General features: G+C 61.9%; 18 protein-coding genes. 3 read left to right on the top strand and 15 right to left on the bottom strand.

Annotation, left to right across the window (positions count from 1 at the left end; all coding sequences use genetic code 11):
* The first annotated feature begins 16 nt into the window (after positions 1–16).
* Entirely contained in the window at positions 17–1,438 is a 1,422-nt protein-coding gene (gltX, locus tag RQ479_RS05595; protein ID WP_376704377.1) for a glutamate--tRNA ligase, read from the top strand.
* A gap of 179 nt (positions 1,439–1,617) precedes the next feature.
* Positions 1,618–2,946 (top strand): citrate synthase, encoded by a 1,329-nt coding sequence (gene gltA / locus RQ479_RS05590; protein WP_292653520.1) that lies wholly within the window; start codon positions 1,618–1,620, stop codon positions 2,944–2,946.
* 124 nt (positions 2,947–3,070) lie between these two features.
* Here gltA and lpxB read toward each other — a convergent pair whose 3' ends face one another.
* From lpxB to RQ479_RS05525, 13 genes are all read right to left on the bottom strand, one after another.
* Positions 3,071–4,237: a lipid-A-disaccharide synthase gene (gene lpxB, locus RQ479_RS05585; RefSeq protein WP_376704376.1), complete on the bottom strand. Its 1,167-nt coding sequence runs from the start codon at positions 4,235–4,237 to the stop codon at positions 3,071–3,073.
* Positions 4,227–5,129 (bottom strand): LpxI family protein, encoded by a 903-nt coding sequence (locus RQ479_RS05580; RefSeq protein WP_376704375.1) that lies wholly within the window; start codon positions 5,127–5,129, stop codon positions 4,227–4,229. Before RQ479_RS05580 ends, lpxB begins: the two co-directional genes overlap by 11 nt.
* 6 nt (positions 5,130–5,135) lie before the next feature.
* On the bottom strand, positions 5,136–5,969 hold the full coding sequence (gene lpxA, locus RQ479_RS05575; RefSeq protein ID WP_352466268.1) for an acyl-ACP--UDP-N-acetylglucosamine O-acyltransferase: 834 nt from the start codon (positions 5,967–5,969) through the stop codon (positions 5,136–5,138).
* Positions 5,970–5,982: 13 nt separating this feature from the next.
* On the bottom strand, positions 5,983–6,447 hold the full coding sequence (gene fabZ / locus RQ479_RS05570; RefSeq protein WP_023674942.1) for a 3-hydroxyacyl-ACP dehydratase FabZ: 465 nt from the start codon (positions 6,445–6,447) through the stop codon (positions 5,983–5,985).
* The gene (gene lpxD, locus RQ479_RS05565; protein WP_352466269.1) at positions 6,440–7,498 is read right to left on the bottom strand and encodes a UDP-3-O-(3-hydroxymyristoyl)glucosamine N-acyltransferase; all 1,059 of its coding nucleotides are present in this window, start codon (positions 7,496–7,498) and stop codon (positions 6,440–6,442) included. The genes fabZ and lpxD overlap by 8 nt, the downstream gene beginning before the upstream one ends.
* Positions 7,499–7,677: 179 nt before the next feature.
* The gene (gene bamA, locus RQ479_RS05560; RefSeq protein ID WP_376704374.1) at positions 7,678–10,032 is read right to left on the bottom strand and encodes an outer membrane protein assembly factor BamA; all 2,355 of its coding nucleotides are present in this window, start codon (positions 10,030–10,032) and stop codon (positions 7,678–7,680) included.
* Between the two features lie 217 nt (positions 10,033–10,249).
* Complete coding sequence (rseP, locus tag RQ479_RS05555) at positions 10,250–11,392, bottom strand: RIP metalloprotease RseP (RefSeq protein ID WP_376704373.1); 1,143 nt, start codon at positions 11,390–11,392, stop codon at positions 10,250–10,252.
* Positions 11,393–11,496: 104 nt separating this feature from the next.
* A complete protein-coding gene (locus tag RQ479_RS05550) occupies positions 11,497–12,330 on the bottom strand; it encodes a phosphatidate cytidylyltransferase (RefSeq protein WP_376704372.1) in 834 nt (277 codons plus the stop codon).
* Between the two features lie 3 nt (positions 12,331–12,333).
* A complete protein-coding gene (locus tag RQ479_RS05545; RefSeq protein ID WP_023674936.1) occupies positions 12,334–13,056 on the bottom strand; it encodes an isoprenyl transferase in 723 nt (240 codons plus the stop codon).
* 32 nt (positions 13,057–13,088) lie between these two features.
* Positions 13,089–13,643: a ribosome recycling factor gene (gene frr, locus RQ479_RS05540; protein ID WP_084640965.1), complete on the bottom strand. Its 555-nt coding sequence runs from the start codon at positions 13,641–13,643 to the stop codon at positions 13,089–13,091.
* A 96-nt stretch (positions 13,644–13,739) separates the two neighbouring features.
* Positions 13,740–14,462 (bottom strand): UMP kinase, encoded by a 723-nt coding sequence (gene pyrH, locus RQ479_RS05535; protein WP_023674934.1) that lies wholly within the window; start codon positions 14,460–14,462, stop codon positions 13,740–13,742.
* 132 nt (positions 14,463–14,594) lie between these two features.
* Positions 14,595–15,701, bottom strand: coding sequence for an aldo/keto reductase (locus RQ479_RS05530; protein WP_376704371.1), 1,107 nt, complete (start codon positions 15,699–15,701; stop codon positions 14,595–14,597).
* A 55-nt stretch (positions 15,702–15,756) separates the two neighbouring features.
* Entirely contained in the window at positions 15,757–16,098 is a 342-nt protein-coding gene (locus RQ479_RS05525) for a nuclear transport factor 2 family protein (protein ID WP_376704370.1), read from the bottom strand.
* A gap of 201 nt (positions 16,099–16,299) precedes the next feature.
* On the opposite strand from RQ479_RS05525, the gene RQ479_RS05520 reads away from it, so the two are divergent.
* On the top strand, positions 16,300–17,238 hold the full coding sequence (locus RQ479_RS05520) for a LysR family transcriptional regulator (protein ID WP_376704369.1): 939 nt from the start codon (positions 16,300–16,302) through the stop codon (positions 17,236–17,238).
* A gap of 1 nt (position 17,239) precedes the next feature.
* Here the strand turns inward: RQ479_RS05520 and tsf are convergent, their stop codons facing one another.
* The gene (gene tsf / locus RQ479_RS05515; RefSeq protein ID WP_376704368.1) at positions 17,240–18,163 is read right to left on the bottom strand and encodes a translation elongation factor Ts; all 924 of its coding nucleotides are present in this window, start codon (positions 18,161–18,163) and stop codon (positions 17,240–17,242) included.
* A gap of 119 nt (positions 18,164–18,282) precedes the next feature.
* Positions 18,283–19,080 (bottom strand): 30S ribosomal protein S2, encoded by a 798-nt coding sequence (gene rpsB, locus RQ479_RS05510; RefSeq protein ID WP_031211288.1) that lies wholly within the window; start codon positions 19,078–19,080, stop codon positions 18,283–18,285.
* Positions 19,081–19,254 lie beyond the last annotated feature (174 nt).

The following is a 19,254-nucleotide window of genomic DNA, read 5'->3' as shown; positions in this document are numbered from 1 at the left end:
CCCGCCTGAGAGTTCCATGCCCGATAAGGTCGTCACCCGTTTTGCCCCCTCGCCCACCGGCTATCTGCACATTGGCGGCGCGCGCACGGCGCTGTTCAACTGGCTGTATGCCAAGCACACAGGCGGCACGATGCTGCTGCGCATCGAGGACACCGACCGCGAGCGCTCCACCGATGCGGCAACCGCGGCCATTCTCGACGGGCTTTCCTGGCTTGGCCTGGCATGGGACGGCGAGCCGGTGTCGCAGTTCGAGCGTGCGCCGCGCCATCGCGAGGTGGCCGAGGAGCTCGTTCGCATGGGCAAGGCCTATTATTGTTATGCGACGCCTGCCGAGCTGGAAGCAATGCGCGAGAGCGCACGGGCCATGGGGCTGCCTCCTCGCTATGACGGACGATGGCGCGACCGCGACCCCTCGGAGGCGCCGGCCGGCGCCAAGGGGGCGATCCGCATCAAGGCGCCGACAGACGGCGAGACGGTGGTGCATGACCGCGTCCAGGGCGACGTGCGCTTTCCCAACAAGGATCTCGACGATTTCATTATTCTGCGCTCGGACGGCAATCCAACCTACATGCATGCCGTCGTCGTCGACGATCACGACATGGGCATCACCCACATCATCCGCGGCGACGATCATTTGACCAACGCCGCACGCCAGACCGTAATCTACCAGGCCATGGGCTGGGAGGTGCCGTCGATGTCGCATATCCCGTTGATCCACGGTGCCGACGGCGCCAAGCTGTCGAAGCGGCACGGTGCGCTTGGCGTCGAGGCCTATCGCGCCATGGGCTACCTGCCGGAGGCGCTGCTTAACTATCTGGCGAGGCTTGGCTGGAGCCATGGCGACGATGAGATCATGTCGATCGCCGACATGATCGCATGGTTCGACATTGGCGACGTCAACAAGGGCGCCGCCCGTTTCGACTTCGCCAAGCTCGAAGCGCTCAACGGCGTGCACATGCGCCGCATGAACGAGGCAGCGCTGCTCGACATCTTCATCGCCACTCTGCCCTATCTAGAAGGCAGCCCGGCAATCGCCGCGCGCCTCGACGACAGACGCAAGGCGCAACTGCTTGCCGCTTTGCCCGGCCTGAAGGAGCGCGCCAAGACGCTGGTCGAACTTGTTGAAGGGGCTGCATTCCTGTTCGTCGAGCGGCCGCTGCCGGTCGACGAGAAGGCGGCGGCGCTGCTCAGCGGTGAGGCGCGCGCGATCCTGCGGGGCGCTCATGCGGCACTAGCCACGGTTTCGGCCTGGTCTGCCGCCTCCGCGGAAGCTGCGATCCGCGACTATGCGCAGGCCGGCGGCCATAAACTCGGCGCCGTGGCCCAACCTTTGCGCGCCGCGCTCACCGGCAAAAGTACCTCGCCAGGTGTCTTTGATGTGCTTGCCGTGCTTGGCCGCGAGGAAAGCCTGGCGCGGATCGCTGATCAAATCGATTAGCAAACTGGCCCAAGAAGATTGGCATTGAAAGGTGTGTTTCGCAGTGCAACATTGGGTCTTGGCCTAATCTGGCGCGCAGATTCAATTGCGGGCGCAAATGTGCGTGTTCCGATGCTTTTGACGTGTTGGGTTCAGATATTTTGCCTTTGCCGGCCTGAGGAAACAAAAAGGAGTTTGCTATGACCGAACCTGCGACAAAAATGGAATTTGGCGGCAAAACCCAGGCATCGACGGCAAAGCTGGAACTCGGCGGCAAAACCCATGAATTCAAGATACGAAGTGGTTCGGTAGGACCTGACGTCATCGACATCGGTTCGCTCTACAACACCACCGGCGTCTTTACCTACGATCCCGGCTTTACGTCGACGGCGAGCTGCGAGTCGGAAATCACCTTCATCGATGGCGATGCCGGCATTCTCTTGCACCGCGGCTACCCGATCGACCAGCTGGCTGAGCACGGCGACTTCCTCGAAGTCTGCTACCTCTTGCTCTACGGTGAACTGCCGACCAAGGCGCAGAAGGACGATTTCGACTACCGGGTGACGCGCCACACCATGGTGCATGAGCAGATGTCGCGCTTCTTCACCGGCTTCCGCCGTGATGCGCATCCGATGGCGGTGATGTGCGGCGTGGTCGGCGCGCTGTCGGCCTTCTACCACGATTCCACCGACATCTCGGACCCTTATCAGCGCATGGTCGCCTCGATGCGGCTGATCGCCAAGATGCCGACGATCGCGGCCATGGCGTATAAATACCACATCGGCCAGCCATTCATTTATCCGAAGAACGAGCTGAATTTCGCAGCCAACTTCCTGCATATGTGCTTCGCCGTGCCTTGCGAGGAATACAAGATCAATCCGGTGCTGGCCCGCGCGATGGAGCGCATCTTCATCCTGCACGCCGATCACGAACAGAACGCCTCGACTTCGACCGTCCGCCTGGCCGGCTCGTCGGGCGCCAATCCCTTTGCCTGTATCGCTGCCGGTATCGCCTGCCTATGGGGTCCCGCACATGGCGGCGCCAACGAGGCAGCCCTGAACATGCTGGGCGAGATCGGCCATGTCGATCACATCCCGGAATTCATTGCGCGCGCCAAGGATAAGAACGATCCGTTCCGATTGATGGGCTTTGGCCACCGCGTTTACAAGAACTACGATCCGCGCGCCAAGATCATGCAGAAGACCGCGCACGAGGTCCTGGGCGAGCTCGGCATCAAGGACGATCCGCTGCTCGACATCGCCATGGAGCTGGAAAAAATCGCGCTGACCGATTCCTATTTCATTGAGAAGAAGCTCTATCCGAACGTCGATTTCTATTCCGGCATCACGCTGAAGGCGCTGGGCTTCCCCACCACCATGTTCACCGTGCTGTTCGCGGTCGCCCGCACCGTCGGCTGGATCGCGCAGTGGAAGGAGATGATCGAGGACCCGCATCAGAAGATCGGTCGCCCGCGCCAGCTCTATACCGGCGCGCCGGAACGGGATTACGTGCCGATCGCGAAGCGGTGAAGATGGTTGGTGAATGGTGAATGGTGAATGGTGAATGGTGAATGGTGAATGGTGAATGGTGAATGGGAGTAGCAAAGCGTCGCTCCCTGTCTATAGAAACTACTATTCACTATTCACTATTCACTCACTTCCTCACCATCCCCATCACCACCCCCGCCGCCATCTCGCCTGACGGCTTGGCGGTTGCCATACGCCCGGCAATGTCGGCAAAACCGTCCTTCTGCCAGGCGCGGTAGGCGGTATCGAAGAACAGCGCCTCCAGTTGCCGCGCCAGATAATGCGGCCGCACATATTGATTGTAGTGTTCCGGCACAACCGGCCGGTCGGCGATGAGATTGGGCAAGGCTGCGCTCCATACTTTGATCAGCGGCTGCGCCATGCGCATGACCGGATCGAGCCGGTAGCAGGAGATCATCGGCACACCTGCCAAGGCGAGTTCCAGCGATACCGTCCCCGACGCGATCAGCGCCGCATCGGCCTTGCCGAAGGCCTGCCATTTGCGTTCGGCATCGAGGATGATCTCCGGCTTCTCGTCCCAGCTCGCGACCGAGGACCTGACCAGGTCGGCGACGTGCGGCACCGTCGGCAACAGCAGGCGCAAGCGGTGCCCGCGCGCCCGCAGGATCGACACCGTTTCGCCGAACGGCCCAACCAGGCGCCGCACCTCACCACGACGCGAACCGGGCAATACAAGCAACGTTTTAACGTGATCTGCAGACAGATCACGCGGCTGCGCCTGCGCCCTGACGGCACTGATTATGCCCGGATCATGTGCAAGGCGATGCCCGACATAGGTGCCGGGCGGCCCGCCCAGGCGGGCGAGTTCCTTCACCTCGAACGGCAGGATGCAAAGGATGTGATCTACATATGGCTTCATCGCCGGCGCCCTGCCCGGCCGCCAAGCCCAAACGCTCGGGCAGACATAATGGACGATCGGGATCGTCGGGTCGGCAGCACGCACCTTCTTGGCGACGCGCAGCGAGAAATCCGGACTGTCGATGGTGATAAGGCAATCGGGCTTTTCACCGGCAATCGCGTTTGCCGTCTGGCCGATCCGCCGCATCAGGCGCGGTAGGTCGCGCAGGATGGCGCTAAGCCCCATCAGTGCGATCTCGCTGCCGTCGAACAATGGCGCCAGGCCGAACGCCTGCAAATGGCGGCCGCCGATGCCGACAAGCCGAACTTCGCGCCCGGTCATCCGCTTTAACGCCTGCACAAGGTCGGCGCCAAGCAGGTCGCCGGACTCTTCGCCGGCGACGACGGCTATCTTCAACGGCCGGTCATTCGCCATGCGCCGGCTCCGCAGCAGGCAGGCCGACCACGAAAAGGCCGAGCGCGTTGGCACGTCCGATGGTGGCGGGACCTTCGAGCACCAGCGAGCGACCGGCTTCGACGGCAATGCCGGCCAGTCCGGCGGCATGCGCCGCATCGACGGTCAGCGGACCGATAGAGGGCAGATCGGCGCGCAGTTCCTGACCAGGCTTGGCGCATTTGACCAAAACACCACGGCTCCTGCCAGCCAGCCTGCCGTGCCCGCGCAACTCCCTTGTCCGCTCGAGCAGCCCGTCGGTGCCTTCGACGCCTTCCAACGCAATGGCGCGGCCACCGACCGCAACAGCCGCCTGGCCGATATCCAGCGCGCCAATTGCTTTTGCAGCAGCGTGCGCCGCCTCGATGTCGCGCCAGTCGGATTTGCGTGGCGCCGCCTTGGTCAGCAGGCCTTCGGCGGCGACCAGCTCCGGCACGATCTCGTGAGCGCCGACGACCTTGATGCCGCTGCGCTCGATCCTGCGCACGAACAGTTTCAGCACGGTATCGTCCCCCCGGGTCACACCGACGAAGAGGCTGGGTAGCCAGGCGAGCAGGCCCAAATTGAGGCGCATGGCGCTCAGCCTGGGGCGGCGCGTGATATGACCCGCGGTCACCAGATGCGTAACGTGATGCCGCTTGAGCATCGGCAGCAGCGAGCCGACGTCTTCCAGCCTCAAGACTGCCTGCTCATAGGGCTCGAAATCGGCTATGCGGTCGACCTCGCCCGCCGCCATCACGACGAATGGCGATTTGCCTTGCCGGGCGAGCGCTCGGGCAATTTCGACCGGGAGACTGCCGCCGCCGGCGATGATGCCGACCTTGGCATCTGGCGCGAGATCAAGGCCCTTTCCGGCAGCCTCAATCTTCGTCATCTGCTCTCAGTCTTCATCATCGGTATCGTCGCCGTCGCCACCCTTGAGCGACGGCACGGCATAGTGCCGCTTGCCGCGACCGGCGATGAAATCGACGATCTTCATGGCAGTCGGCGACGAGGCGAACTCCGCCTTGGCGAATTCGATGTTTTCGCCGACGGTCCGAGAACGATCGAAGATCGTCTTATAGGCTTTGCGCAGCAAGTGGATCTCCGAACGCGGCAAGCCGGCGCGCTTCAGGCCAATGATGTTGAGGCCGCGAAGGCTGGCACGGTTGCCAACGGCGATGGCGTAGGGAATGACGTCGCCGACGATCGCCGAGCAGCCGCCGAGAAAGGCGTTATCGCCGATGCGTACAAACTGGTGAACCGCGGTAAGGCCGCCGATGTAGACATTGTCACCGACTTCGCAATGCCCGCCTAACGTCGCTTGATTGGCGAAGGTGGCGTTCTTGCCGACCACGCAGTCATGGGCAATGTGGGCATAGGCAAGGAAATTGCCGTTGTCGCCGATCGTCGTCTCGCCGCGGCTGGAATCGGTGCCGACATGCATGGTGACGCCTTCGCGGATCGTGCAGTTCTCGCCGATCACCAGCGTGGTACGGCCGCCCTTGTGCTTGGTGTTCTGCGGCGGCCCGCCCAGTATCGCCATCGGATAGACCTTGGTCGATGCACCGATGGTGGTCGCGCCAATCACCGAGACATGGCTGACCAGTTCGACGCGGTCGCCGATCACGGCGTCGGAACCGACGTGACAGAAGGGCCCGATGCGGGCGCCTTCGCCGATTTGGGCGCCTGCCTCGATGACCGACGATGGATGGATGACTGTCTGGATTTTCATTAGCATTCGTTTGTCAGCCGCTTGCGACCATCATCGCCGAGATCTCGGCTTCCGCCGCCTTGGCGCCATCGACGAGGGCCTCGCAAGCGAATTTGAGAAGATTGCCGCGTTTCTTGATTTTCTTCACATGAATTTTCAACTGGTCGCCTGGAACGACCGGCTTGCGGAACTTGGCATTGTCAATGGTCAGGAAATAAACCAGCGACGGCTTTTCCGTACCGAGGCTGCGGATGCAGATGGCGCCGGCCGTCTGCGCCATCGCCTCGATGATCAGCACGCCGGGCATGACCGGCTGGTCGGGGAAATGACCTTGGAAATGCGGCTCGTTTATGGTGACGTTCTTGATGCCGATGGCGGATTCGTCGCCATCTATGTCGACAATACGGTCGATCATCAGGAACGGATAGCGGTGCGGCAGGAGCTTCATCAGCCGCATTATGTCAACCGCTTCGAGCGTCGCCGCTGCGATGTCAGCCATTTCCCCCCTCACCCTGTTTGCGCGTCCGTGCAAGTCTGCGCAAGGCCGCTATCTCGCGCATGGCTTCCGCCATCGGCTGCGCCGGATATCCTCCCCAAATCTCACCGGCAGGCACATTGCTCATAAACCCGCTTCTTGCCGCAAGCTTGGCCCCGGACCCGATGGTCAAATGATCCGCAAGGCCGACGCCGCCACCCATGGTGACGTTGTCGCCTACCGTCACGGAACCGGAAATACCCGAAAGCCCGGCTATTATGCAATTGCGGCCGATGCGAACGTTGTGGGCGATCTGTACCAGATTGTCGATCTTGGTACCCTGGCCGATGATTGTGTCGGACATGGCGCCGCGATCGACGGTCGTATTCGACCCGATCTCGACGTCGTCCTGGATGATGACGCGGCCGATCTGCGGAACTCGCTCCGGACCCTTGGCGCCGGCTACGAAACCGAAGCCATCCTGGCCGATCCTGGCACCGCCATGGATGATGACGCGATTGCCAATCAACGCATATTGCACGCTGGCACCTGGACCGACATAGCCGTCGCGACCGATCTGAGAGGACGGACCGATGACCGCATGCGGGGCAATGACGGTCCCGCTGCCGATGGCAGCGCGCGGTCCGATGACCGCACCCGCTTCGATGATCGCACCGGCCTCGACATGGGCGGTCGCATCGATATGGGCGTGCGGCGAGATACCGGTTTCGCCGGTCATCGGTCCAGGCGTTGCAGCCGCCGGAAAAAGCAGGCGCCCGACCATTGCGAAAGCCTGCTGCGGGCGCGGATGCACCAGCACCGCGATGCCCGCCGGCGCCTTGCCGGCAAATTCGGCAGGGCAGAGAACCGCTGCCGCCCGCAGTGCCTGCATCAGCGCGAAATTGCGCCTGCCATCGACGAAGACAAGCGCGTTCTCGCCGCCTTCGTTGGCGGGCGCCAGAGCCTCGATCGATACATCGGAGAGACCGGAATCGACAAGTATCGAGCCGGTCAGATTCGCGACTTCGCCGGCCGTATACCGGCGTGATGGCGCGAAGAACACCGGATCGGTCATTCCAGAAGCAATATCCAGCTAGCGCATGACCCCGAAATCGGAAATCGATCCTCGGAAAGGATCATGCGCAAATCAAAGTGCTACAACGTCCTTCGCGCGTCCGCTAGGACGCGCTGCGCTGTAGTTTCGGATCACTGCCATCCGGATCCAAACGAGCCGGAAGCATCGTTACCCACGCATCAGAAGCGGGTCGATATGCCGAAGTTGAATTCCTGCACGTCGTCGGTCTTTTCCTTCTTGACCGGGATCGCATAGTCGATGCGGATCGGGCCAAAAGGCGATGCCCACATCAAACCGACACCGACGGAAGCGCGCCATTCCATGCCGGTTGTCGAAGAATTGACAAGGCCACTTGCGATTTTGCTGCCGTAGAGCGTTGCCGCATCGGCGAACACAGCGCCACGCAAACCGAAGCTTTCGGGGATGACCGGCAGCGGGAACTGCGCTTCCGCCGAGGCATTGAAGTAGGTGGTGCCGCCGAGATGGTCATTGCTGTTGTCCGAAGCAACCGGGCCGATGCCGCCGTATTCGAAGCCGCGGATCATACGGTCGCTGCTCTGGAAATGGTCGAAGACGCGCAGATCGCCGTTGCCATACCCTTGGACATGACCGGCGCCGCCCGAAATGAGGCCCACCAGATCCAATTGTTCGGACAGCGTCTGATAGATGCTGCCGCGCGCCGTAACCTTGATGAACTTGGCGTCGCCGCCGAGGCCGGCCACTTCCGTGCCGACATTGGCATAAATGCCGTCATGCGGGTTCTTCATGTCGTCGATCGTATTGTAGATCAGGCCGAGACTGACCGAAGACTTGAGCCATGGGCTCTCGTTAACGCCGTTTTGGATCGCCTGGGACACGTCGCAACCGGCCGCTGGGTCGCAGCCCTCGTCGAACTCGTACTTCTCTTGCGCAATATTATAAGCGAGTTGCGTCGAGATATTGTCTGTGATCGGCAGGCCGAAGCGAACGGTCGCGCCTGTCGTGTCGCTGTCGTAATGGTCGTAGTTACGGCTCTGCTTGTAGATGTCGAAGCCGGCCGCGATGCGGCGTCCGAGGAAATAGGGTTCGGTGAAAGAGAAGCTGTAGTCGCGCGAGTTCTTGCCACCGCCCGCCGCCACCTTGATGAATTGGCCGCGACCGAGGAAGTTGCGCTCACTGATGGAGCCTTCGACGGACGGACCTGACGTTTCACCGCCGCTCGAATAACCGGCGCCGACGGTGAACTCACCGGTCGATTTCTCGACCACGTCGACCACCAGCACAACCTGGTCCGGCTCAGAACCCGGAACGGTAGAGATTTCGACTTTCTCAAAATAATCGAGCGCTTCCAGCCGCCTCTTCGCGCGCTGGATGAGGACCTGATTGAAAGCGTCGCCTTCGCTGACATCGAACTCGCGGCGAATGACGTAGTCGCGCGTCCGATCGTTGCCGCGAATCTCGATGCGCTCGATATAGGCCTTGGTACCCTGGTCGACCGTATAGACGACCGAGATCGTGTGGTTCTCGAAGTTGCGGTCGCCGCGCGGCGTCACCTGGGCGAAGGCATAGCCGGACCCAGCCACCTTCTCGGTCAGCGCGATGATCGTGTCCTCGACGTTCTTGGCGTTGTAGACATCGCCCTTGTGGGTCTCGACTACTGATTCAAGCGACTTGCTGTCGACCTCGGGGATCGTGCTTTCGACGCTGACATCCCCGAACGTATAACGCTCGCCCTCCTGCACCGTGATGGTGACGGTGTATTTGTTGGTGGTGTCGTCGAGTTCGCCGACGGCCGAGACGACTTGGAAGTCCGCATAGCCGTGATTGTAATAGAAGCGGCGCAGCAGCTCCTGGTCGGCGCGCAGCTTGTCCTCGTCATAAACGTCGTCGCGCAGCACGAACGAAAGGAAGGACGAGCGCTTGGTGGAGATAATGTCCGACAGCCGGCGGCTCGAATAGGCGCTGTTGCCGACGAAATTGATCGCTGCGATCTGGGTGCGGCCGCCTTCGTTGATGTTGAAGACCACGTTTACGCGGTTGTCGCCGAGATCCATGATCTGGGTGGTCACGGCGGCGTCGTCGCGGCCGATACGCCGGTATGCGGCCTTGACCGCCTCGACATCGGCATCGAGCTGCTGTTGCGAGAAGGTGCCGCGCGGCTTCAATTGCACCGCGGCCTCAAGCGCGTTGTCCTTGAGCTTCTTGTTGCCCTGGAACAGCACCTGGTTGACGACCTGGTATTCGGACACCTTGATGACCAGCGTCGATCCGACCTGGTTGATCTGCACATCCGAAAACAGCCCGGTGCCAAACAGCGCCTTGACCGCATCGTCGATATCCGAACTGGAAAACGCCTTGCCGGGCTTGATCGTCACGTAATTGCGGATGGTGTCCGCGTCGACACGCTGATTGCCGGTGACTTCGACTCTGGAGACGACAGCCGCCTCGGCGGCCGATGTGGCAACGAACTGCACTGCGAGCGCGCCTGGTACAACCAGAGCGGCGGACATAGCCACCGCGGACGCGGCGCTCAGAAACTTGGATGCTGCCTTCATCGGGCTTTTGTACCTTTTCTCGAAGTCCCCACGGCGAGAAAACCGGACGTGCGGTAATTTCCCCTACCGTATTAACCGGATTTTCCCTACACGCAAGGCTTCTGGTTAATTTGTATTTACTTAACCCTGCGGCGTGGCTTTCGCGTCACGCATATCCCCACGCATGGTAAACGGCGTCTCAACATTGCTCGTGCCGAAGCCAAATTCCTTCATGATTTCAGCACCCAAACAGATCGTTCCAGAAAACAAAGCCCATGAACCCGAGCACCAATATGAGGCCGCTTCGGTAAGCCATTTCCATCATGCGTTCGGACACCGGCCGCCGGATGACAGCCTCCACGCCGTAGAACAGAAGATGCCCTCCGTCGAGGGGGGGAATCGGCAAAAGGTTGAGAATCCCTATCCCGACTGACAGGAATGCAACAAGCTGCACGAGCCATTCAAAGCCGAGCTTTGCCGCCTGACCCGACATCTTGGCGATCTTGATGGGGCCGCCCAGCTGGCACTTGTCCTCGCGACCGACAACGAAACGTTGCAGGAACTGGCCGGTACGCTGGATGACGTGTCCGGTTTCCTGGACCGCTGCCCCGACCGCCCCGGCCGGACTATAGGTGATGAGCCGTGGCTGGCCGAGTTCCTTGTTGTTGACGACGCCGATCACGGCCACCTGGACCTTGTTGCCTAGTGCGTCTTGTTGTTCCATCAAGCGCGGCGTCGCCGTCACGGTGATTTCCTTGCCGCCGCGTAGCATGACGAAGGTGATGCTGTCGCCGGCGCGGCCAGAGACCAGACGCTGGACGTCGGCAAAGGTCTCGACCTTGCTGCCGTCGACGCTGACGAATCGGTCGCCGGGCATGATGCCGGCCGCGGCGGCCGGACTGCCGACGGTGACCTCAGCCACCATCGGCTCCAGCACGGGCCGGCCATGGACGGAAAATAGCACGGCAAAGACGGCGATCGTCAGCAGGAAGTTGAACAGCGGCCCCGCCACGACGGTCGCCGCCCGCTTCCAGATCGGCTGCGTGTGGAAGGCAACCTTGCGTTCTTCATCGCTCAGCGCCTCGATCTCCTCCGAGCTGGGCTGGCTCGATGTCGCGTTCATGTCGCCGACGAACTTGACGTAGCCGCCGAGCGGTATGGCGCAAAGCTTCCAGCGCGTGCCGCGGCTATCGTTGAAGCCTATGATCTCAGGGCCGAAACCGATCGAGAAAGCTTTTGCGCCGATACCGCACCAACGCCCGACGAGGTAATGGCCCATTTCGTGGACAAAAACGACCACGGTCAGCACGAACAGGAAAGGCACCAGCGTGCCGAGGACAAAGCCCTCTGTGCTGAAAACCGCGTTAAGAATCTCGTTCAACTCATGCCCTCAAATTCATCCACGGCACAGATCACGCCGCGACTGTGACATCAATCCAGGCGAATCCATGGCGCAGCCCCGCGCCGGCCCACCGACGATGCCGCTCAAACCGGAAACAGTCCCTGTGCCGGATGGTCGGCGGTCGCGGAAATCCAGCCGATGACGTATAGGGCGAAAGCCGCCGCGACAAGCCCATCGACCCGGTCCATGATGCCGCCATGGCCGGGTATCAGCGTGCCGGAATCTTTACGGCCGTGGCGTCGCTTGACCCATGATTCGAACAGATCGCCGGCCTGCGCGACGATCGAAAGTACCAGTGCGACCACGCCAAGCACGACGAGGTTGCCCGTTCCGGCTACGGCGGCCAGAAGCAGCCCGGCCACTACGCCGCCGACCACCCCACCGAGCGCCCCGCTCCGCGTCTTGCCCGGCGAGATCGACGGCGCCAGCCTTGGGCCGCCGACGGAGCGGCCGACGAAATAGGCAAAAATATCGGTCGCCCAAACCACGGCGAATAGGAACAGAATGGCTAGCAGCCCGGAAAGGTCGCCGTCGCGCAGCAAAGCCAGCGACAGGCCGGACGCGGCCGCATAGGCCAGGCCGGATGCTTCCCACGGTCCTGCCCTGCGCATGAAAGCCGCGACGGCAGCGACAGCAACCAGAGCCGCGACGAGCGGCAGCAGCAAAGACGCAGGCAGGCCGGCGACGAGGGCACCAATAAAGACCACGATCAGCGCCTCGGGCAGAAAGCCGAGACCTGCCCTACCATTAGCACCTGCCGGCGCAACGGGGCGGCTCATCCGCGTCCACTCGTAGAAGATCACCGCCGCCATGGCAGCGCAAAGCAACCGGAAGGGCAGTCCGCCGAGCCAGGTCAGGCCAAGCGTGACGATGGCAAGCACGACGGCCGAAATGACCCGGAGCTGAAGGTTGCTCATTCCTCAGCCTGAGGCGACATCTTGGGCGGCAAGTCCGCCGAAGCGGCGCTCGCGGCCGGCGAAATCGCGCAGTGCATCGGACAGGTGCTCGCGACTGAAGTCGGGCCAGTAGCAAGGCAGGAAAACGAGCTCGCTATAGGCTGCCTGCCACAACAGGAAATTGGACAGCCGAAGCTCGCCGCTGGTGCGGATGACCAGTTCCGGGTCCGGAATGCCCTCTGTATCGAGCGAGCTGGCAAAGGAATCGGCCGTGATCGCCTCGCTCTCGATCTCACCGCGCGCCACCGCCGCTGCGAGCTTGCGCGCGGTGCGCACGATCTCATCGCGCCCGCCGTAATTGAAGGCAATGACCAGTGTCAGCGCCTCGTTGCTGAGAGTGAGCGTTTCGGCTTCCTCGAGCAGGCCCCTTATGTCGGGCTGCAGCCCTGCCCTGTCACCGATGACCCTGATCCGCACCCCACTCTGATGCAGCTCGGCGAGGTCACGTCGGATGAAAAGCTTCAGCAGGCCCATGAGGTCGCTGACTTCGGATTTCGGCCGTGACCAGTTTTCCGACGAAAAAGCGTAGACGGTCAGGAAGGAGATGCCGAGGCCGGGGGCGGCGCGCACTGTCTTGCGCAGCGCCTCGACGCCGGCGCGGTGACCGGCCAGCCGCGGCAAGCCGCGCGCCTTGGCCCAGCGTCCGTTTCCGTCCATGATGATCGCGACATGCGCGGGCGTTGCCATATTCTCGCTTCCGGGCCAGCCGTGGCCAGACCCTAGACCTGCATGATTTCCGCTTCCTTGTCGGAAAGCAGGTGGTCGATGGTGCTGATTGTCTCGTCGGTCAGTTTCTGAACCTGGTCGGCCCGTTTGCGATGGTCGTCCTCACTGATGTCGCCGTCCTTTTCTGCCTTTTTCAGAAAGTCCATGCCATCCCTGCGAACGTGGCGTGCGGCGACGCGGGCATTCTCGGCATAACCGTGGGAGATCTTGACCAGCTCCTTGCGGCGCTGTTCGTTGAGCTCGGGCAGCGGAATCCTGAGATTGGTACCGTCGACGATAGGATTGAAGCCGAGATTGGCTTCACGGATGGCACGGTCGACTGCGCTGACCATCGACTTGTCCCAGACCGAAACCGAAATCATGCGCGGTTCCGGCACCGACACTGTTGCCACCTGGTTGATCGGCATGGTGGTGCCATAGGCCTGCACCTGGACGGCATCGAGCAGGTTGCTCGACGCGCGGCCGGTGCGCAGCGAAGCCAGATCATGCTTGAACGCGGCGATCGCCCCGTCCATGCGCCGTTTGAGATCGTCGTATTCGCCACTCATCATCGTCTCCTCGACCCGTTAACCCGGGTTCACTGCTTAGGGTAAGCCCTGTTCGAGCCTCATCCGCAACCGGTCCCTTTCGGGTTCATGGTTCGGTCAATCGTCTGCGACAACCGTGCAACGGCCGCCGCCCCTCAGGATATCGCCGAAACCACCCTTCTCGTGGATCGAATAGACGATTATCGGAATGTTGTTTTCGCGCGCAAGTGCAATCGCCGCCGTATCCATGATCGAAAGCCCGCGTTTGATGACTTCGTCATGGCTGATCCGCTCGAAACGTGTCGCGTGCGGGTCCTTCTTGGGATCAGCCGAATAGACTCCGTCGACCTGGGTGCCCTTGAACAGAGCATCGGCGCCGATCTCGGCGGCGCGAAGGGCTGCAGCCGAATCGGTGGTGAAGAACGGATTGCCGGTGCCGCCGGCGAAGATAACGACCTTGCCCTGGTTCATGTAGGCGGTCGCCTGACGCTGCGAAAAACTTTCGCAAAGCTCGGGCATAGCGATCGCCGACAGCACCACGGCGTCGACGCCGATCTTGTTGAGCGAGGTGCGTAGCGCCAGCGAGTTTATGACGGTGGCGAGCATGCCCATATGGTCACCGGTAACACGATCGCCGCCCTTCGAGGCAACCGCGACGCCGCGGAAGATGTTGCCGCCGCCTATGACGACACCGACTTCGATGCCCAGTGCGCGGGCCTCGGCGATGTCGGCGGCGATGCGGTCGACCACCGATACGTCGATGCCGAAATGCTGCTCGCCCATCAACGCTTCGCCCGATGCTTTCAGCAAGACACGTCGGTAGAGGGGCTTCACCGTCATCTGGTCCTCGTCATCGTGCGTGTGACGCGTTTCGGTGCGCCCCGAAACACTGGGCGTTCCGATACACGAAGGGCGCCGCGATGTCACGCAGCGCCCGAGCCGGAAAGTTGAGATCGTGGACCGGGATAGCCGTCAGCTCACGCCGGCAAAAGTGCCTTGCATGAGCAGGTCCGGCAGATAACTTGCCGGCTTACCGCCAACCGCCTGCCCACCGGTCAGGCCGCCTTGTATTTCAGGGCCGAAGAACGAATACGGAAAGGGCGTGACCGGCCGGCTCACCTCATCGAGCCGTGCCCGAAGATCTTCGGGAATGTCGAAATCAAGCGCGCCGAGATTGTCCTTGAGTTGGTTAAGCCTGGTGGCGCCGACGATGACGGACGCAATGCCTGGCCTGTTTGCCGTCCAGTTCAGCGCGACCTGGGCCATGCTGCGGCCGAGCTGGCCGGCAACCGTCTCCAGTTCGGCGACGATTTGCCAGTTGCGATCGGTAAATTTCTGGAAACCGGGATTGGTCGAACCACGCATTGTCTCCAGCCGGCCACCATCCTTGACGATTGTATCGAAATGGTATTTTCCGCTGAGCACGCCGCTGGCCAATGGACTCCAGACCATGATTCCGGCGCCATAGCGCGTGCCGAACGGCACGAACTCGTGCTCGATGTTGCGCTCGGCCAGCGAGTATTCGAGCTGAAGCGCCGAAACCGGTTCATAGCCGCGATGCTCGGCGACCGCCTGCGCCCGGCTTGCGTACCAGGCCGGCACGTCGGACAGGCCGACATGCCGGATCTTTCCGGCGCGCATCAGATCGTCCAGCGTCCGCATCACCTCCTCCGGGGGCGTCAGCCTGTCCCAGGTATGGAGGATGTAGAGGTCGATGTAGTCGGTGCCGAGCCGCTTCAGCGAACCGTCTACCGCTCGCAGGATGTTCTTACGGCCGTTGCCGCCGGCATTCGGATTGCCCGGTTCGGCGTTGTAGGTGAATTTGGTACTGATCACCGCCTTGTCGCGCAGCTCTCGCTCGGCGATGAATTCGCCGAGCCAGGTTTCGGCCGTGCCACCGGTATAGAGATCGGCGGTATCGAAGAAATTGCCACCGGCTTCGACATAGGCATCAACCAAGGCGCGCGCGGTTTCCTTCTCCGCGCCCCAGCCCCATTCCGTGCCGAATGTCATGGTGCCGAGCGCCAGGCGAGTGACACGCAGCCCGCTGTTGCCGAGCGTGTAGTAGGACATGGTCATGGATTTTCTCCTGAAGTTTGAAAAGCGGGATTGAGGTCTTGCCTGGGATACGCAGTCAGGCCTTGGCCAGCGCATCGACCACCACCTGGAACCGGCGCGGATCGAAATAATCGTAGTAGGCGCTGATCAGACCGCTCTCGAAACGGAAGATCGCGATATTGCTGTTGGTGTATTCAGTGCCGCCGATCAGCACCGCGCGGTTCTTGTACTCAACGACGATCGAGTCCGAATCCGCTGCCGGATAGATGGCTGTCAGCTGCGAATCGAAAAATTCGAAATTGCCGAAGAGGCCTCGGAAGGCCGCCAGGATCGCGGCCTTGCCATCGATGCTGTTTCCAAATCCTGCCGGCGGGTAGAGGACAAGGATACGGCCGTCTTCAGCCCAAGGTTGCCCCATGCCTCAATGTCCTTGCGGGTGCATCAGATCAAAGAATTTACGCACGGTCTCGAGATTACGGGTTCGTTCGGAATCGAGGTCGGTCATTTGACGTCTCCTTGGCTGCTCGGCGATTGCCGTGTGATGCAGCCAAAGATGCGCCCTCCTTATCCCGCCGATAAGATTGCATTATCCGAATGGACTATGCGATATCATGCATGAATGGACCGCGATCTGCTTAGCCACCTACCTATAATCGTTGCCGTCGCGCGGCGTGGCGGCTTCGCCTCGGCGGCCGCCGAGCTCGGCATGAGCCCGTCAGCGGTCAGCCATGCGGTGCGGCTGGTAGAGGAGCGAATCGGCCAGCCGTTGTTTGCCCGCACCACGCGCAGCGTCTCGCTGACCGAGGCTGGCACCGCGCTTGTCGCTGCGGCGGAGCCGGCGCTGGAAGACATTGCCGACCGGATTGAACGCATCCGCTCTGTCAAAGGCCGGGCAAGCGGACTGCTCAGGATCAACGCGCCGCGTCTGGCGCTGCCTTTGGCGCTGATGCCCATCCTGACGGCGATGGCGGAACGTTACCCTGACGTGACGGTGGAGATCGTCACCGACGAACGTCTGAGCGATATCGTCGGCGAGGGTTTCGACGCCGGCATCCGGCTGGGCGAGATGATCGCCGAGGATATGGGGACGGTGCGGCTGACTCAGCCGTTCCGGGCGACCATTGTCGCCTCTCCGGCCTATGTCGGCCGCCACGGAAAGCCTCGAACAATTGCTGATCTCTCCGCCTGCAACTGCATCGGCTATCGGCTGTTGCGATCACGTGCGCTCTACCGTTGGGATCTGTCAGACCATGGCAAGGATATCAGCGTCGAGACACGCGGCAGCGTGGTCGTCAGCGATCCGCTGTCGGCAAGGGACATGGCGCTTGCCGGCATCGGCCTCGCTTATCTGTTCGAGCCGCTTGTCAAGCCCGACATCGAGGCAGGCCGGCTGGTCGAAGTCCTTGGCGAGGCATCGATCGAGGAACCGGGACTGTTCCTCTATTTCCCGCGCCGCGCCGCGATGGCCCCGAAGCTCCGCGCCTTCATCGACACCGCGCAAGAAATCGGCCGGGCATCCTCGCGGACACCCGGCCGGAAAAGCCTTTCGAGCGGATAGTTTACTTCTTGACCGCTGCCGCGACTTCCGCCGCGAAATCGGTCTCTTCCTTCTCGATGCCCTCACCGAGCGCGAAGCGCAGATAGGCAGCGATTTTGGCTGGCGCGCCGATCTCGCTTTCGGCATCCTTCAGCGCCTTCTCGACGGTGATGTCGGGATTGAGCACGAAAGCCTGCTTGAGCAGCACGACCTCTTCGTAGAACTTGCGCAAACGGCCTTCGACCATCTTCTCGATGATCGCTTCCGGCTTGCCGGACTGGCGCGCCTGGTCGGCGAAGATCGCCTTCTCGCGCTCCACCGCGGCCGGATCGAGCTCTTCGGTGGTCAAGGCCATCGGATTGGTGGCAGCGACATGCATGGCAACCTGGCGGGCGAAGGCGTTGGCGACATGCGCGTTGCCTGTCGTCTCGATGGCCACCAGCACGCCGAGCTTGCCAAGGCCGTCGGCGACCGCATTGTGAACGTAGGTTGCGACAGTGCCGTGCTCGACGGTGAGCTTGGCCGAGCGGCGGAAGCCCAGATTCTCGCCGATGGTGCCGACAGCGTCCTTGATGGTCTCGGCGACCGACTTGCCCGAGCCCGGATAGGGAGCGGCGGCAACGGCCTCGGTCTTGCCGCCATAGGCAAGCGCGACCTTCGCGACATTGGCGACGATCTCCTGGAACGCAGCATTGCGGGCAACGAAGTCCGTCTCGGAATTGACCTCGACGATCGCTGCCTCGCGGACGCCGGAATCGACGCCGATCAGGCCTTCGGCAGCGGTACGGCCGGCCTTCTTGTCGGCCTTGGAAATGCCCTTCTTGCGCAGCCAGTCGATGGCTTCTTCCATATTGCCGTTGGTCTCGTTCAACGCCGCCTTGCAGTCCATCATGCCCGCGCCGGTCAAGTCGCGGAGTTCTTTGACCTGTGCAGCCGAAATGCTCATTGTCGCCTCTTTGTCTAAATGCACCGACGCACCATCGATTTTCGATGATGCGCCTGGTGCCGGTAGCGCTTACCGCGCCAACATATTGGAAGGATGAAGGCCGCAGCCGGCCTTCGCTACTATGCTTCCGGGGTCTGGGCTGCCGGGCTCTCGGCGGCCGGGGTCTGATCGAGCGCCGGCTCGACCGGAGCCTCGACCGATGCGCCGATGTCGACGCCGAGCGCGCCTTGCTGGCGGGCGATGCCGTCGATAGCTGCCTTGGCGATCAGATCGCAATACAGCTGGATGGCGCGGGCCGCGTCGTCGTTGCCGGGGATCGGAAAGTCGATCTTGTCCGGGTCGCAGTTGGAATCGATGATAGCAACGACCGGGATGCCGAGACGCTTGGCCTCGAGAATGGCGATCGCTTCCTTGTTGGTGTCGATCACGAACATCAAATCGGGCGTCGAACCCATATCCTTGATGCCGCCCAGCGCCTTGTCGAGCTTCTCACGCTCGCGATCGAGGTTGAGGCGCTCCTTCTTGGTCAGGCCCTGAGCCTCGCCGGCGAGCATTTCGTCGAGCTTGCGCAGGCGCTGGATGGAATTCGAGATCGTCTTCCAGTTGGTCAGCATGCCGCCGAGCCAGCGCGAGTTGACATAGTACTGGGCCGAACGCTGCGCGGCATCGGCGACGATGTCGGAGGCCTGGCGCTTGGTGCCGACGAACAGCACGCGGCCGCCCTTGGCAACAGTGTCGGAAACCTGCTTCAGTGCCTGGTGCAGCAAGGGCACCGTCTGCGAGAGGTCGATGATGTGGATGTTGTTGCGGGCGCCGTAGATATAGGGCGCCATTTTCGGGTTCCAGCGGTGGGTCTGGTGGCCGAAGTGAATGCCAGCTTCCAATAGCTGGCGCATGCTGAAATCAGGCAGAGCCATTCTTATTTCCTTTCCGGTTAGCCTCCACGGACACAGGCATTTTTGGACTTTGTCCTCGAACGCCACCGGAGGTTTCAGCCGGATTTCTCCCGGGCAGACACCAAAGTCCGTGTGTGGAATGAGCGCGCATATAGAGGGGAAGCGCGACAAACGCAAGCGTTGTGGCGTGTTGCG

It is taken from the genome of Mesorhizobium sp. ISC25 (assembly GCF_042295465.1).
Classification (GTDB): Bacteria; Pseudomonadota; Alphaproteobacteria; order Rhizobiales; family Rhizobiaceae; genus Mesorhizobium.
The sequence above is the reverse complement of the archived record's forward strand: the minus strand, read 5'-3'. Positions and strand labels throughout refer to the sequence as shown.